Origin of the sequence: Cognaticolwellia beringensis, from assembly GCF_002076895.1 — a bacterium.
Lineage (GTDB): Bacteria > Pseudomonadota > Gammaproteobacteria > Enterobacterales > Alteromonadaceae > Cognaticolwellia > Cognaticolwellia beringensis.
Genome location: NZ_CP020465.1, coordinates 2,604,741 through 2,620,297, shown reverse-complemented (window position 1 = coordinate 2,620,297; position 15,557 = coordinate 2,604,741). Strand labels below are relative to the sequence as shown.

Genomic DNA, 15,557 nt, shown 5'->3' with positions numbered 1-15,557 from the left:
GTATCGATGCAATCTTTACTGATAAATTTCTATTTATAGACGTTCATTGACGTCCTGTCACCACGGCATACCGTACATCCTGTACATAAAAAAGGATCTGTTTAACACAAATCCTTAGTATCGTATCCACTTACTTAACGTAAACTACACTAACTTAAGTTAGGCTTTTTATCTGCCCAAGGTGCGGCTTGCTCTAGTTGGCTCGCCAGGGCAATCAGTCCAGCTTCTGCGCCATAAGCACCGGCAAATTGAACGCCGATAGGTAAGCCACTTTCATTCCAATGCAGAGGTACAGACATCGCAGGTAAGCCTGTCATGTTATATAAAGCGGCAATGGGTGAAGCCTTTAATACCTCTTTGACAAAGGCGTCGTAGGGTTGATTTAAGGTTAATGCGCCAATTTTTGGCGGTGGCGCTGTGGTCACTGGGGATAAAATCACATCATAGTCTTGAAAGAAGCGATCAAAGGCTTGGCCGCCTTGGTCAAAAGCTTTGCGTGCTGACAACATTTGCTGAGCGCTAAATTCTTTCGCTTTTTGTAAATGTCCCCAAACAAGCTCTTCGAATTCGTTTTCACGTGCTGCGCGGCCCAATGTTAATTCTCTCGCCTGTACCGCATTTAATAAACTGCTAGATGTTGCGACGCCCATGCCTTTAAACATTTGTTCAAGCGGCAATACTGGCTGCGCTTTTTCGACAATATGCCCTAAGCTAGTTAAAAGTGCGACAGTTTTATTCAGAGCGTCTTTACAATCTTGATGCACTGGATAACCAAAAGGATGACTCTCCATTAAGGCAACTTTTAAGCGTTTCGGCTTAGCTTTTAGCGCTGCTAACATATCTGCGTTCGCTAAGCTTACCCGAGAGCCTAATTCTGCGCCTTGTGTCAGTTGTAATAACAGGGCAGAGTCACGCACGCTTCGGCTCAAGGCATGATGTACTGACAGCCCCATAGAACCTTCAAGACTTGCAGGACCTGAAGCCACACGACCACGACTCGGCTTAAGGCCAAATAAACCACAGTGTGAAGCAGGTATACGAATAGAGCCGCCACCATCACTGCCGTGTGCCGCAGGTAGGATCCTCGCTGCTACGGCAGCCGCCGAGCCAGCAGATGAGCCACCACTACTATAACGTTTGTCCCAAGGGTTTAGCGTATCGCCATGTAAAGTTGACTCGCCTGTTGGCGTTTGACCAAACTCAGGACTCGTAAGCTTCGCCATAATGTTAAGGCCCGCTGCTTGGTAGCGGTTAACTAACGTTGAGTTTTCTTCAACAAGATTGTCTTTAAAAAATTGGCATCCATTAGTCGTAATCGTGTTCGCTAAGCCAACACCTAAATCTTTTAAGGCAAACGGCACACCCAATAAAGGTCTGTTCTGCATCTGCTCAGCACGTTGTGCTGTGCTTAATTTACTTAAACTTTTTGCCGATTCGCGTGCCATATCAAAATGGTTAACCGCGACAACATTTAAATCAGTATTTTGTTCAAAGCGATTAATCGCGGCATCGGTTAATTCTAACGGGCTGACTTCTCCAGCCCGTAACATGCCAGCCATGGCTGACATGTCCCAGTTTTCATAATCGTTTAACGACAAGCTAGGTGCTTTAGTGGCCGCTAGCTTGGCAGCTTGAGCGTTTAAAGATAAACCTAGCATCGACACACTACCTATCGCGCCACAAGCCTGCATTAGTCGTCTTCTATCTAAATTTACCTTAGTCATTACTTACTTCCCCAAACCTTTTGTGGTGCTTGTGCTTGTTGATTTAGCTGCTCAATAACACTGGCAACTTCATTAACGTCTAATCGCGCACCTTTATCAAGAGTCGGGCCAGTACGCCAACCATCGCACAGTGAAATACGGCCACCTTGGGTTTCAAAAACCTGGCCAGTGACTTCGCCAGAGCCTTCGCTACCAAGCCATACCACTAATGGGGCAACGTTTTCGGGTGCCCAAGCGTCAAAACTATCGTCTTCTGGTTTTTTAACTAGGTCTGGCATCGCAGATTCGGTCATCGCTGTACGAGCCGCTGGTGCAAGTGCGTTAGCAGTAATGCCATAGCGAGCAAGCTCTGAAGCTTGTACTAAGGTTAATGTTGCAACACCACCTTTTGCGGCAGAGTAATTTGATTGCCCTACTGAACCTTGCAGGCCTGCACCTGAACTAGTATTGATAATACGTGCTGCCACAGGGTTACCTGCTTTAGCTAGGTCACGCCAGCGGCGGCTTAAAATGTTAGCTAAACAAAAGTGGCCTTTAAGGTGAACTTGCATCACCATATCCCACTCATCTTCAGTAGAATTTACAAACATACCGTCACGTAAAACACCGGCATTATTGACCAGAATATGCACTTCACCGAAAGCGGCAATGGCATCATCAACAATTTCTTGTGCGGTTGCCGTTTTGGTAATATCGCTACTGTTGGCAATCGCTTTACCACCAGCCGCTTTAATTTCATTAACCACTGACTCTGCAGCGTCTAAACGGATATCGTTAACTACTACGTTTGCACCTTCTTGTGCAAAAGCGAGTGCATAAGCGCGACCTAAACCACCCCCACTACCCGTGATAATAACGGTACGTCCTTGGCAAATAGCCATAAATTCTCTCCTCAATTATAATCGTTCAATGATCGTGACATTGGCTAAACCGCCGCCTTCACACATTGTTTGCAGGCCATAACGCCCACCAGTTCTTTCAAGTTCGTGTAACAAGCCTGTCATTAATCGAACACCTGTTGCCCCTAAAGGATGACCTAGGGCAATAGCGCCGCCATTAACATTGGTTTTTTCATGGCTATAACCGGTTTCTTTTAACCAAGCCATCACCACTGACGCAAAAGCTTCGTTGATTTCAACTAAGTCAATATCATCTAAGGTTAAGTTAGCTTTTTTTAATGCCGCTTGCGTCGCAGGAATAGGCGCTCGAAGATGCCAAATAGGGTCATCGCCTAACACGCTAATATGATGAATACGCGCTCTTGGCGTTAAGTTATATTTTTTCAGGGCTTTTTCTGACACGATCAACATCGCAGCAGAGGCATCACAAACTGAGCTTGATACCGCGGCTGTAATACTTGGATAAGTTGGGTCGACAGGGTCTAAACTGGCCATTTTTTCCAAGGTACTTACGCGTGGTGTTTCGTCAGCCGATAAACCTTCAACAGCAACAATTTCACGGTCGAAACGCCCTTCTGCCGCTGCAGCAAGTGCACGTCGGTGACTCTCAAGGGCAAATACTTCCATATCGGCTCGGCTAATATTCCAGTGATCAGCAATGCGTTGTGCTGCATAGAATTGATTAACTGGTGCGTCGCCAAAGCGTGCATCCCAGAGCTTACTTTCAGCAAATGGTGTGGTAAAACCTAAGGGTTGCCCCGCTAACATCGCCGAAGAAATAGGCACTTGCGTCATGGTTTGAACACCACCAACAGCGATAACATCTTGTGTACCACTCATCACGGCTTGGGCAGCAAAGTGCACGGCTTGCTGTGAAGATCCACATTGCCTGTCAACTGTTGTACCCGGTACATTCATGGGTAAGCCTGCCGCTAACCAACTGGTACGGGCGATATTTCCTGCTTGTGAACCAATCGTGTCAACACAACCGAATATAACGTCATCATAATCTTCTGGTGGAATATTATTGCGTTCAACTAACGGTTTTAACGCCGCAGCCCCCAAATCAATAGCATGAACATGAGATAAGCCGCCTTTGCGTCGACCTGTCGGTGTACGTAGTGCATCTACAATATATGCTTGTGTCATTATGCGCCCTCAAAGGTCTTAGATGGTGCGAGATCAGCGTCAGAATTTAAGACATAATCTTGTACTCGCGCTTGATGGAAAATGCTATCGCCCCAGGTATTGTTAATGGCCCAACTGCGTTTCATAAACATTTGTAAATCAACCTCCCAGGTATAACCCATAGCGCCATGTATTTGAAGACCATGACGAGCAGCTAATGCCGCAGCTTCACTACAAAAATTACGCGCTTGCGAGACATGAACATCAGTCAATGGGTGGTTATTTTCCAGAGAACAAGCCGCGCGATATAATACAGGTTTGGCTATTTCAATTTTGCCAGCAACATCCGCTAAGTGATGTTTAACCGCCTGAAAGCTACCAATGGCTTTGCCAAATTGTTTACGTTGAACACTATAGTCAACGCTAAGGTCTAGCATACGCTGAGCTAAACCCAGTAACTGACCAGCAACAGATAATGCACCACGGTTTAAGGTTTCATGCCAAATTTTTGCCCCTGCTTCACCACTTGCGATACAGGTTTCTGGCTTAGGTTGCCAAGTCACTTGTGACAAACGTCGAGATGAGTCAATACTTTGATTAACCACCTCATCAATGTTGTCACGTGGTACAAGATGTACTTCATCACCATGTTGTAAAAGTAAAACTTCAGCAAGGTGGGCATCAGCAACTAATGGGCTGCATTGATGGCCAATGGCTAAACGCAATTCACCATCACAAATTTTTGTTAGATAATCATTTTTTCCGGCAACATCATCGCCTAGGGCAGAAAATAATCCGGCACCGACATAAGCGGTATCAGCAAGCGAGTCAGGAATCCCGTAGTAACCCAGCTCTTGTGTCATTAATGACCAAGCAATATCACCCATGCCTAAGCCGCCATCGGCTTCTGGAATAGATAATGCGGTTAATCCTTGTGTTGCCATACTGCTTCTTAACTCTGGGCAACGACCTTCTGCTGTTTCCCAGATTTCGCGTAATTTTTCCGGTGCCGCCTCAGTCATTAAAAAACGACTGATGGCTTCACGAAACATTAATTGATCTTCAGTAAAGGTAAAGTCCATAGTTGCGCTCTTTATCTAGGTAGGCCAAGCATACGCTCAGCAACAATGTTACGTTGAATTTCATTGGAGCCAGCATATATCGGCCCAGCTTGAGCGAATAAAAAGCCGTTAAGCCAATAAGCCTGCTCTTGTGCAAGAGATCCCGACGCGAGTAACTCACCGGTAGCGCCAAGAATATTCATTGCCGTTTGATGAATTAGCAAATCAAGCTCTGACCAGAACACTTTGTTTAAGCTCGATTCTGCGCCAATTTTAGCGCCACTGTTGAGTCGTCCTACGGTGTTGTAGGCTGAAAGAGCATACGCTTCAGCGTCTGACCAACATTTAGCGACGGCAACACCGATTGACGGGTCACGATCAGCGGATGCTTTATTATCACGATAAAGCTGAACTAGTTTACGCACCGGTTGTTGAAAACGTGCTGGTGAGCGTAATAATAAGCCACGCTCGAAGCCAGCGGTAGCCATAGCAACATGCCAACCTTTGCCTTCATCACCAATGCGGTGTTCAACAGGTACTTTAACGTTATCAAAGAAAATTTCTGCAAAGGCATCTTCACCATCTAACGCTTTAATCGGGCGAATTGTCACCCCTTCTGCGTCTAGTGGTACCATCAAAAATGACAATCCATGATGGCGTTTCGAGCCAACTTCTGAGCGGAATAAACCAAAAGCCCAATCGGCGTATATAGCACGAGTAGACCAAGTTTTTTGGCCATTGAGAATATAATGGTCACCGTCTAGAAGTGCTTTACTGCTAATGTTCGCCATATCAGAACCCGCATTAGGCTCAGACCAAGCTTGCGCCCACATATCATCGCTTGATGCCATTCGGGGTAAAAATTGTGCTTTTTGCGCTGGTGTACCAAATTCAAGCAATGTTGAGCCCAGTAAAAGCTGGCCATTTTGATTAACGCGACCTGGCGCGCCAGCACCATAGTATTCTTCTTCAAAAATAAGCCAATCGATTAAATCACAACCGCGTCCGCCGTACTCTTTTGGCCACATCACCATAGAATACCCAGCTTGGTGTAACTTACGTTCCCACTCGCGGTGTAACTCGAAACCTGCTTTGGTGTCGTAAGTTGGTAGTTTTTCTTTGGGCACATTGGCCGCTAACCACTCTCGCACTTCAAGGCGAAAGCTTTGTTGTTCCGGTGTATAAGTTAATTTCATATTAGCCTCAAAAATTTGCGTCGCGTTTATCAACAAACGCGCGGCGAGTTTCAGCGGAATCAGGACTGGTATAGGCTTGTAAAGTAAAACCTTGTTCCCAGCGATATTTAGCTTCTAAATCACCGTCTTCAATACCATTTAAACTTTCTTTGGCGATTCGGATCATGTCTGAGCTTTTAGCGGCAATTTTGCCAGCAATCTCTAATGCGTTTTCGCGCAGCTGGTCTTTCGGCACAATACGCTCGATAAAACCATATTTGTCAGCGTCTTGTACTGAAATAGTTTCACCGGTAAAAAATAAATAACGCACTTTTTGTACAGGAAATAAACGCTGTAAATGCGCGCCGCCACCCATGGCACCACGGTCAACTTCTGGTAAAGCAAAAGTTGTACATTCTGATGCAACAACGATATCAGCTGCACCTGTAATACCAATACCGCCACCTAATACGTAGCCATGTAATGCCACAATCACAGGAATTGGACATAAATGAACGGCTTTAAAGGTTTCGTAGTTGCCGGCATTCACACTGACAATACGCTCGGGGTATTGATCTAATTCTTTAATATCAACACCGGCACAAAAACCTCTGCCTTCAGAGCGGATAATTAACACGCTAACATCAAGATTTTTTCCGGTGGCATTAATAAGGTCGGCTAATGCTTGCCATTCGACACTGTCTAATGCGTTGACTGGCGCTTTATTGATGACAATTTCCGCAATACCATTTTCAATATGACTTTTAAATGCTGGATTCATAACAAGTAGCTTCCTTATTCAGCTGACCGGTTAGACCGGCGGGTGATTAGTTGCTCAATGCAAGTGTCTGCTTGAGTGATAATTTCGTTAATGAGAGTTTCTACGCTGGGTAAATCGTTAATAGCAGCAGCAACTTGACCGCTCGGTAAAATACCGGCATCAGGATTACCATCGACCATAGATTTTTGTATTAACACCGGCTGGTTAGCCGACATTATTAACGTTGCCACCGCGGTCGGGTCTTCACGAAAGCCTTTAAAAAATACTTTCATCATATGACTTAAAGTCATACCGGTTTCTTTTTTCCATTGTCGTGCACTTCGCAGTGCAAGCCACAGGCGTTTCATACCACTAGAGCGTTCTAACTCATCTATAAATGGATTGTTAATCATGCGATGACGCATGCCATCTACTGCGGTAGAAATTCTGATATCGGCCACATCATGGGTATCTAAGTAACGCTGTTGAGTAATTTTTGGTGTTGGCGCATCAGAGGTTAATAAAAAACGCGTGCCCATCGCCATACCATCGGCACCGGCTGCAAGTACTGAAGCAAGCCCACGCCCGCAAGAGAAACCTCCGGCACAAATAACCGGCACGGACACGGCATTTAACACTTGTGGTAATAAAATACTGCTAGGCACGCTGCCGGTATGTCCGCCACCTTCACCACCTTGAATCGTCACCATATCAGCACCCAATTCAACCGCTTTAATGGCGTGTTTAACCGCGCCAACCGTGGGAATACATAATACGCCTGCCGCTTTTAAACGGGCGATTGTTGCTTGGTCTGGACCACGTCCGTAACTGACCGCACGCAACTTGTATTCAATAGCTAAATCAAGACACTGCTGAGCATTTTCTTGAAACATGTGAAAATTAAGTCCGAAATTACTGGTACCGGTTGCATCGATAACTTTTTTAATTTCACCTTCAACATCTTCGCTGGCAATAGTAGCTCCAGCCAAGAAACCAAAGCCACCGGCCCGTGTTGTCGCGATAACTAAATTAGCATCAGAGACCCAGCCCATTGCCGTTTGAATAATAGGATAACGACAGCCCAGTGCTTTTGTTAACGGCGTATTCCAGCGGCCATCGGTATTACTGCTCTCTGTGCTCATAGTTATTATTCCTTTGCTGCTGACTTATTGGCTTTAACCATAGCTTTGGCATCAAAACCACCTAAGCGATCGCCAGAAATAGCTTCGTTATGGACATGGGCAAAATGATGTAGGCCAAAAGCCATATCCATGGTCGAGCGTTTACCCATTAAGTCTTCAGCGTTATTAATTACTTGTTTAGTTAATTGCAAACCCATTCTTGGCATTTGCGCAATACGCTCTGCCATATTGAAAGTTTCTTCACGTAAACTTGCAGCGGGTACAACACGGTTAACCATGCCCATCTGATAAGCACGTTCAGCTGGCATACGATCGCCAGTGAATAAAAATTCTTTCGCAATACGAGGGTTTAATTCATGCACATGAGCAAAGTATTCAACACCAGGAATGCCCATACGAACAACCGGATCGGAGAAAAATGCTTTGTCATCTGCGATGATTAAATCACACACCCAAGCGAGCATTAAACCACCAGCAACACAAGCACCTTGCACCATGGCGATAGTAGGTTTAGGCAGATCACGCCAGCGGCGGCACATACCTAAATACACTTCTTGCTCACGAGCATATAAAAACTCACCGCCAGGTTTATTAACATGATCGTACCAAAGTTGCGTACGTTCGAATGTTTTATCAACATCGCGGCCTGGCGTACCAATATCATGACCAGCAGAAAAGTGCTTACCATTACCGGCAAGTATAATCACTTTAACTTCGTCATCGTTGGTGGCTAGTTGAAATGCTTTATCAAGCGCATAGGTCATTTGAGAGTTTTGCGCATTGTTATATTCAGGACGATCCATAGTCACTATGGCAATATTGTCACGTACTTCATACAATACAACATCGTCAATGGTTTGAACTTCACTCATTATGAATCCTCAGTAACCGCCGCAGCACGAACACCTGGAGGGTTATCTTTAAGTTGTTTAGCACGAATATTATGTGGGTCAAACTTTGCGATTATGGCTAATTGTTCATCAGTTGGCGCAGCCGTAGTCGGTGTATTGTCTTCAACATGAATAGCAAAACCTGTTTTTTCAATCACTTCATCAACACTAACACCAGGGTGCAGGCTAACTAAACGTAGTTGATGATTTGGTCCTTGCCAATCCATAACACAAATGTCAGTGATCACGAGACGAATATCGACTTCATCTAACTGATAACCTTTAGGCAAACGCTCAGGGTTATAACCAATAGAACAAACCACATCACACTCATTGGCCACAAATACACGTTTGTTATGGCTAGGGACAAAGAATGAGTTAGCATGGCTGATCGAGTTACCCGGTAAACCACGAACACCCAACATTTGGATTTTAGGTTTATCGTAATCACTGCCCAATGCTGAAATGTTACTTTGACCAAATTGATCAATTTGTGTTGGACCGATCATCGCATGGCGCTTACGGCTCCAAACGTTGTCGAAAATACGAGAAAAACCCATCCATGTTTCGTTGCGCTGAACAAAGTCATCACTGCGTGGACCAATAGGATTTGGCTCACTAAGTAAGTATGCTTCTGAATCAGTCATCATCAGATCAGGATTTTTTGTGCTCATTGATAACGTTGCAGCTAAACGTGGGATTACCCCAATGCCGGTTGCTAACACTTCACCGTCGTTATCAAAAGCTGTTGATGCGGCACAAATCATTAATTCTGCCAAGCTGTACTGAGTTGTCATTTTAATGTCCTGCCTTAATAAGTCGTTTGTGGGATAGCACGGATAGCAGCAAGACCGCCAAGAAGTTCTTGATATTCTTGCTCTGTTTTACCATTGATAAACTCATCACTGTAGGCACTAAAACCCCCCTCTTTCGCACATTTGTTGTAATGCAAGAAATGCTTATTATCAATACCATTGAAAGGAGCACAACTGGTTGGATGCGCGCCACCAGGTAAGTGACAAACTGCAGTCGTTAAACTACGTTCCCAAAATACCTGACGTGCTGCTTCTGGGCTATTAAAGTGATCACTAGTCACCAATTCATCACAGCTGACATAGCTTTTCTTCGCCGCCCGAACAAACCAATCATCCATGTGATGATCAGGTGCAGAAATCTGACATACGCCACGTTCATCGGCATGGTCAACATGAACAAGTGCAGCATCAAGCTTAATGGCCGGCATTGCTACCCACTCTTTATCATCATAAGGGCTATCAACAACTTTTAAGTCAGGGTTATGTTTAAGTACGTCGGTACCTAAACCCACTTGTGTCGGAATAAAAGGACATCCCCAAGCTGCGGCACGAAGACCGAGCAATAACATGCCCTCATCAATTTCCATTAGCTCTAATTCACCTTGCTCACGCGCTTTGCGAAAGAAAGGCTCTAATGGGATAAAATCAAGCGATACAAAAGCAAAGATTAATTTTTTAACTTTACCTGCAGCACATAACATTCCAACATCTGCGCCGCCGTAGCAGACAATAGTTAAATCTTTTAAGTCAGAACGTACAATCTCACGAATTAATGCCATTGGCTTGCGACGAGGTCCCCAACCACCAATACCGATTGTCATGCCGTCACGTAATTCAGCAACCATCTCAGTTGCAGTTTTTAATTTGTTCATTTATTTTTGTCCTACTGAAAAATCATGGCCCCAAAGGCTCACGCGACTAAACTCAAAAGCGCAATGCTCTTCCCAATTATCAACTTGAAGGCCATCATAGCCATACTCTAAATCAAAGCCAGATGGGGTTTTCATGTAAAAAGAAATCATTTTATCGTTTAAATGTTGGCCTAAAGTAGCCGACAGATCGACACCCTGTTGTTGTTGTCTGTCATGAGCACGGCCAACTTCAGTCATACTCTCAACCTCTACCATGGCGTGTACACAACCACTTGGCACTGGGAATTCAGCAATCGCTAAACTGTGGTGACGCGCATTAGCACAATGTAAGAAGTAAATACGTACTGGCGGAGCATCAGGTGCCGGTTTAAAGTTAAAAAGGTCTGATAATTCAAAACCCAGCACGTCTTGCAAAAACTGATAAGTTTCATCAAAGTTCGGCGCAGGTAAAACGGTATGACCTAGCCCCATATCACCGGTGACAAAATTTGGTACACCTTGTGGTGAAACAAAAGGTTGGCAATCAGAGACATGGCCCCAATAAAGTTCATGGCGATTGCCCGAAGGATCATTCACCACTAACATCGCTTGTACGCCACGTAACTGGCAAGTTGCTTGATCAGCTTCTTCAAAGCTTACATTTTTATCTTTTAAGGTTTGTTTAGCGTCGTTGAAAGCGCCTTGATTCGATAACTCCCAACCAGAGGCGAGATAACGCTTTTCATTACCAGGCACGATAAGCATACGAAACGGTCGCTCATCCATCTTAATGTAAAGTCCCCCTTCATCGGTTGGAGATGTCATCATCCCCAATACCTGTTCAGCGTAGTCTTTCCATTCTTGTGTGTTATCAGTCTGTGCAACAAAATAACCCAGTGCGCGAATATCCATAAACCCTCTCATACAAATTTGTGATTAGGTTCATTATCAAAGCAAAGAGCAAGCGCTTCATCGTCCGTTAAGACTAAAAACAATAAGGATTAAAAAAGTTATAAATCAGGAGGTTAAAACTATAGAGAAGTCAGCCGCTTAACATTTTGGATGTTAAACGGCTGTAAGTTTGATCGGGATTTTTTAGCGGTAAAGGATCACTAAATCATTAATCACGCTAGGTTTTTCATTACCCACTACATGAATATTCATTTCAAGGGTTAATTGCACACCTTTATGGCTGACACTGATATCTTTTACTTTACTACGGCCATGTATGGTTGAGCCTACGGGCACTGGAGCAGGAAATCGTAAGCGATTAGAGCCGTAGTTAACCATGGTCCCAAAGCCCGTGATTTCAAAAGGCAACGCAATAGTTAATCTAGACTGTAATACCTGTACTAAAGAGCCATGAGCAATCGTGGTTTTAAATGGACTGTCTTTTTTAGCTCGTTCTGGGTCTGTGTGTAACCAATAATCATCCCCGGATAACTCAGCAAAAGCGTTGATCAAGTCCTGATCAACAAGCACCGTATTACTCCACTGGGTAAACTTATTATCTGCAAGGGCATAAAGCGCAGCAAGATTACTGACTGGCACTTGCACTTGTCCCTTTGCGTTTTGTTCAAGACCTTTTAATGGATCTACATACTCACGTACGCCACCGGCATTATTTATTGAGGTAAAGCGCAATAAAGTATCACCATCAGGGGTGACTTTATCAAACACCGGCTTAACCGCCATGCCAATGTTAATATCGGCTTCTGCAACATCGATTAAGGTGGTATTAATGCGCACACCTTCTGCTAATTCAACCACCGCAAGTGCTTGTGGCATTTCATCACTAAATTCAGGCATGGTTGGAATACGAGTAAGTGTGTATGAATATAACGTACCTTCACCACTGACTTGCTGCCACTCAAGATCATGTGCCAAACAATGGCTACAGTGATTGCGTGGGAAGAATACCCAACCATTACATTGATTACATTGCTGAATTTTTAATTGTTCTTCTTTCAGTGCCTGCCAAAATGGCGCTGAAATTTTTGTTGCTAACGGCATTGGTTTTAAAGTTGCCATGCTAACCCCCTTGCAATATCAATGCACCCTGCTCACTCATCACACCACCAGTGCCAGTAACAAATACATTGTCACAGCCTTTCAGTTGGCGCTCATCAGCAGAGTTAGAAATTTGATCAAACGCTTCAATTACCTGCGAAAATCCGCCTGCAGATGCCGCTTGGCCAAAACTTAGTTGCCCCCCATGGGTATTCATTGGGAAGTCGCCTTTGAAGGTTAAGTTATGCTCTTTAATAAAACGTTGACCTTCCCCTTTAGGGACAAAGCCTGCGTCTTCAAGTGATAACAACACCGTGATCGTGTAGCAATCATAAATTTGCGTCGCGTGGATATCTTGCGGTGTTAAACCAGCCATGGCAAAAGCACGTTTTGCCGCTTCTGCTACGGGTGTTACTGTCATCTCTTTTGCATAAGTTGGTGACTTAAATGATAAACGTTCACCAAAGCCTGTAACAAAAGCAGGACGTTTCTTCGCTTTTGCTGCTAATTCTTTAGAAGCAACAATAACGGCTGCGCCACCAGCTACCGGCATCACAATTTCAAGTACATGTAATGGATCAGCCACTAATTTAGAAGCTAAGACTTCTTCAATGGTCAGCTCTTTGCCTCGAAATATCGCGTCTTTGTGATATTGGGCATTAAAGCGTTGATCTACGGCAATTTTAGCCATTGCAGATTGGTCATAACCATATTGTTGAGCGTATCGCTGAGCAATCATGGCATAGCCAGTATTTTGTCCCATATGGCCATAAGGTAAATCAAACTCGGCTTCTGGTGCACCAAAAGCAGTACTATGACCACCATAACGCATCGCTTGCATCATCCATGCGGGGTCTTCATTAGGTGCTAGCGGCGCCATTCTTGCTGGTATTACACACAACACTGCCTGACATAAGCCCATTTCTATGGCGGCTGCTGCGCGCCAAATCTGAGCAACAGCGGTACAGCCACCTAAATCAACCACTTCAGCGAAGTTAACTTCAATACCTAAGTATTCTGCCGCCATGGCGGGTACAAACACTGACGCTTCATGAAAGTGCGGACCATTGATACAAAGTCCATCTAAGTCGTCTTTATGAAGTCCAGCATCAAGTAACGCTTTATGCGCTAAGTCAGCCACTTGTTCCAAATGAAACATTTGTGGCGCAGTTTGGTATTTTTCGGGTTTGTATTGCGCCGCACCAACAATAGCGGCATTTCCTGCTAATCCCATTATTTTTCCTCAGCTGTAGAAAACGGTGGAAAGCCCGTTGCTTGTAAAACACTATCGCTATAAGCGAGGTAACAACCTAATTTATCATTTCGAACAAAAATTGGTTCACCACAAGCAACAGGATCATAACCTTGCTTTTGTAAATCCACTTTACGCAGTTTAAAAGTTGAGGTCATATCTGCGGCTTTACTAACACGGACAAATTGTGGTGCGGCATAATTGGGCACTTTAGCGGTTGTAAGCTCATAAAATGCAACAGGGTCAAACTGACAACCTTCTTGCATCACAATAGCGGCCATACCTGCACGTCCTTCATGTTCAGGCACTTGAACACCATAAATATTCATCAGTTCAGCACCTTCATATTCAGCGAGTGCAGTCGCTACTTCTTGTGAAGAAACATTTTCACTTTTCCAGCGATATGTATCACCAATACGATCAACAAAATAGAAATAACCATTTTCGTCATAACGTAGCAAATCGCCTGAACGCCAGTAAGAATCGCCCTCTTGAAATACATTGCGAATAATTTTTTGCTCAGTACCTTCTTTAGAGGTATAGCCTTCAAATCGACCACCACCAAAGTCAGGGTGATTGATAATCATACCTAGGCCTTCGCCTACTTCGCCCGGCTGACATAAAATATAATGGCCTTTTTCGTCTTTGACATGCGTTTCGGTTTCTGTGTCGAATTTCACCAGTTTAAAGTTGGTTCTATCCCAACGAGGTACTCGGCCACAAGAGCCAATATGGTTATCTAAGTTGAGTAGGTTGGTATTCGCTTCAGTAGAGCCCCAACCTTCAAGAATATCCATTTCTCCGAAATATTCAATCCAACGACGCCAGCTAGTTTCTGTTAAGCCAGCACCTAACATGCAACGTAATTTATGATCTTTAGGCTTGTTATCGGTCGCTTCAGCATAATTTAATAAGTAACGACAAATTTCACCAATGTATTGGCATATGGTGATGTTATATTTTTGAATATCAGGCCAAAAGTTTCTGACACTAAATTTACGTCTAACAACGATACTTGCCCCTGCAGCAAGCGCTGTTGAAGTAACCGAGGTAGCTGCTGCACCGTGATATAACGGCAGGCAACAATAAAATACATCATCTGGGGTAACTGAAACTGTTTCAACCATAACATCACCAGAAGTTAACCAGCGCATATGACTATAAATAGCCGCCTTAGGCAGCCCAGTTGTGCCCGATGTAAAAATCAGTAATGTCGGTGTTTCACCATCGGTTGCGCCACGAGCCATTGAACAGCTTTCGCCATTTTGGGCTGCGACATCAGCGTCAAAAGTATTATCAATCCAGCTAGGCAAGGGTGGCTTTTCGGTTAATTCAGCATCAGCCACTAACCATATTTTTTTGTTTACTAGCTCTGGTGTTTCAATAAAACGCTCAATACATTCTTCACCAACAATAACCACATCACTGCCGGTAGTGTTAATGGCATGTACTAGCACATTACCTTGTACTTGTGAGTTGATAAATGCCACCACGACACCTAATTTGGTTAAAGCAAACCAAGTAAAGAAAAATTCAGGACGGTTTTCAAATGCCATGGCACATGAGTCACCTTCCATTAATCCACGGGCTTGTATAGCTTTGGCAAATTTATTGGCCTGAGCATTAACTTCGCCATAACTAAAGGTTTTTCCTTGGTAAACCAAGAAAGGAGCATCACCTTGGCTGTGCGCTTTTTCTTCTAAGCGATCTGCAATACTGTATTTTTGCGAGGGACTAACTGAACGAGATGCAATAGCACGTGCGTCCATTTTTTCTTGACTTGCGGCTCTTGATACGGGTGCGTTATCAAGACTACCTGCATAGGGGATTGTGGTATTATCCAAGGTGTA

The 15,557-nt window shown here is 44.2% G+C and carries 14 protein-coding genes; all 14 read right to left on the bottom strand.

Features of this window, described 5'->3' with window-relative positions; all coding sequences use genetic code 11:
* Nucleotides 1-149 precede the first annotated feature (149 nt).
* Nucleotides 150-1,724 carry an amidase gene (locus B5D82_RS11185; RefSeq protein WP_081151585.1) on the bottom strand — a complete coding sequence of 525 codons (1,575 nt, stop codon included), beginning with the start codon at nt 1,722-1,724 and terminating at the stop codon, nt 150-152.
* Nucleotides 1,724-2,605 (bottom strand): SDR family oxidoreductase, encoded by an 882-nt coding sequence (locus B5D82_RS11180; RefSeq protein WP_081151583.1) that lies wholly within the window; start codon nt 2,603-2,605, stop codon nt 1,724-1,726. The genes B5D82_RS11185 and B5D82_RS11180 overlap by 1 nt, the downstream gene beginning before the upstream one ends.
* Before the next feature lie 15 nt (nt 2,606-2,620).
* Nucleotides 2,621-3,772 carry an acetyl-CoA C-acetyltransferase gene (locus tag B5D82_RS11175; protein WP_081151582.1) on the bottom strand — a complete coding sequence of 384 codons (1,152 nt, stop codon included), beginning with the start codon at nt 3,770-3,772 and terminating at the stop codon, nt 2,621-2,623.
* Nucleotides 3,772-4,833 carry an acyl-CoA dehydrogenase family protein gene (locus B5D82_RS11170; protein ID WP_081151580.1) on the bottom strand — a complete coding sequence of 354 codons (1,062 nt, stop codon included), beginning with the start codon at nt 4,831-4,833 and terminating at the stop codon, nt 3,772-3,774. The genes B5D82_RS11175 and B5D82_RS11170 overlap by 1 nt, the downstream gene beginning before the upstream one ends.
* A gap of 11 nt (nt 4,834-4,844) precedes the next feature.
* Nucleotides 4,845-6,008, bottom strand: coding sequence for an acyl-CoA dehydrogenase family protein (locus B5D82_RS11165; protein ID WP_081151579.1), 1,164 nt, complete (start codon nt 6,006-6,008; stop codon nt 4,845-4,847).
* Between the two features lie 7 nt (nt 6,009-6,015).
* Nucleotides 6,016-6,768, bottom strand: a complete 753-nt coding sequence (locus B5D82_RS11160) for an enoyl-CoA hydratase family protein (protein WP_081151577.1) — start codon at nt 6,766-6,768, stop codon at nt 6,016-6,018.
* A 14-nt stretch (nt 6,769-6,782) separates the two neighbouring features.
* Nucleotides 6,783-7,889 (bottom strand): NAD(P)H-dependent flavin oxidoreductase, encoded by a 1,107-nt coding sequence (locus B5D82_RS11155; RefSeq protein WP_094122798.1) that lies wholly within the window; start codon nt 7,887-7,889, stop codon nt 6,783-6,785.
* A gap of 5 nt (nt 7,890-7,894) precedes the next feature.
* Nucleotides 7,895-8,761, bottom strand: a complete 867-nt coding sequence (locus B5D82_RS11150; RefSeq protein ID WP_081151574.1) for an enoyl-CoA hydratase — start codon at nt 8,759-8,761, stop codon at nt 7,895-7,897.
* Nucleotides 8,761-9,576, bottom strand: a complete 816-nt coding sequence (locus B5D82_RS11145) for a CoA-transferase subunit beta (RefSeq protein ID WP_172820641.1) — start codon at nt 9,574-9,576, stop codon at nt 8,761-8,763. The genes B5D82_RS11150 and B5D82_RS11145 overlap by 1 nt, the downstream gene beginning before the upstream one ends.
* A 14-nt stretch (nt 9,577-9,590) precedes the next feature.
* Nucleotides 9,591-10,466 carry a CoA transferase subunit A gene (locus tag B5D82_RS11140; protein ID WP_081151571.1) on the bottom strand — a complete coding sequence of 292 codons (876 nt, stop codon included), beginning with the start codon at nt 10,464-10,466 and terminating at the stop codon, nt 9,591-9,593.
* Nucleotides 10,467-11,357 carry a VOC family protein gene (locus tag B5D82_RS11135; protein WP_081151569.1) on the bottom strand — a complete coding sequence of 297 codons (891 nt, stop codon included), beginning with the start codon at nt 11,355-11,357 and terminating at the stop codon, nt 10,467-10,469. It lies immediately after the preceding gene.
* A gap of 183 nt (nt 11,358-11,540) precedes the next feature.
* Entirely contained in the window at nt 11,541-12,476 is a 936-nt protein-coding gene (locus B5D82_RS11130) for a bifunctional OB-fold nucleic acid binding domain-containing protein/MaoC family dehydratase (RefSeq protein ID WP_081151568.1), read from the bottom strand.
* 1 nt (nt 12,477) lies between these two features.
* Nucleotides 12,478-13,689 carry a thiolase family protein gene (locus tag B5D82_RS11125; protein WP_081151566.1) on the bottom strand — a complete coding sequence of 404 codons (1,212 nt, stop codon included), beginning with the start codon at nt 13,687-13,689 and terminating at the stop codon, nt 12,478-12,480.
* Complete coding sequence (locus B5D82_RS11120) at nt 13,689-15,551, bottom strand: long-chain-acyl-CoA synthetase (protein ID WP_081151565.1); 1,863 nt, start codon at nt 15,549-15,551, stop codon at nt 13,689-13,691. Before B5D82_RS11120 ends, B5D82_RS11125 begins: the two co-directional genes overlap by 1 nt.
* Nucleotides 15,552-15,557: the final 6 nt, after the last annotated feature.

What these genes read in the sequence shown, in the direction of transcription:
- B5D82_RS11185 (WP_081151585.1), bottom strand. Translation starts at nt 1,724, where the DNA reads ATGACTAAGGTAAATTTAGATAGAAGACGACTAATGCAGGCTTGTGGC.
- B5D82_RS11180 (WP_081151583.1), bottom strand. Translation starts at nt 2,605, where the DNA reads ATGGCTATTTGCCAAGGACGTACCGTTATTATCACGGGTAGTGGGGGT.
- B5D82_RS11175 (WP_081151582.1), bottom strand. Translation starts at nt 3,772, where the DNA reads ATGACACAAGCATATATTGTAGATGCACTACGTACACCGACAGGTCGA.
- B5D82_RS11170 (WP_081151580.1), bottom strand. Translation starts at nt 4,833, where the DNA reads ATGGACTTTACCTTTACTGAAGATCAATTAATGTTTCGTGAAGCCATC.
- B5D82_RS11165 (WP_081151579.1), bottom strand. Translation starts at nt 6,008, where the DNA reads ATGAAATTAACTTATACACCGGAACAACAAAGCTTTCGCCTTGAAGTG.
- B5D82_RS11160 (WP_081151577.1), bottom strand. Translation starts at nt 6,768, where the DNA reads ATGAATCCAGCATTTAAAAGTCATATTGAAAATGGTATTGCGGAAATT.
- B5D82_RS11155 (WP_094122798.1), bottom strand. Translation starts at nt 7,889, where the DNA reads ATGAGCACAGAGAGCAGTAATACCGATGGCCGCTGGAATACGCCGTTA.
- B5D82_RS11150 (WP_081151574.1), bottom strand. Translation starts at nt 8,761, where the DNA reads ATGAGTGAAGTTCAAACCATTGACGATGTTGTATTGTATGAAGTACGT.
- B5D82_RS11145 (WP_172820641.1), bottom strand. Translation starts at nt 9,576, where the DNA reads ATGACAACTCAGTACAGCTTGGCAGAATTAATGATTTGTGCCGCATCA.
- B5D82_RS11140 (WP_081151571.1), bottom strand. Translation starts at nt 10,466, where the DNA reads ATGAACAAATTAAAAACTGCAACTGAGATGGTTGCTGAATTACGTGAC.
- B5D82_RS11135 (WP_081151569.1), bottom strand. Translation starts at nt 11,357, where the DNA reads ATGGATATTCGCGCACTGGGTTATTTTGTTGCACAGACTGATAACACA.
- B5D82_RS11130 (WP_081151568.1), bottom strand. Translation starts at nt 12,476, where the DNA reads ATGGCAACTTTAAAACCAATGCCGTTAGCAACAAAAATTTCAGCGCCA.
- B5D82_RS11125 (WP_081151566.1), bottom strand. Translation starts at nt 13,689, where the DNA reads ATGGGATTAGCAGGAAATGCCGCTATTGTTGGTGCGGCGCAATACAAA.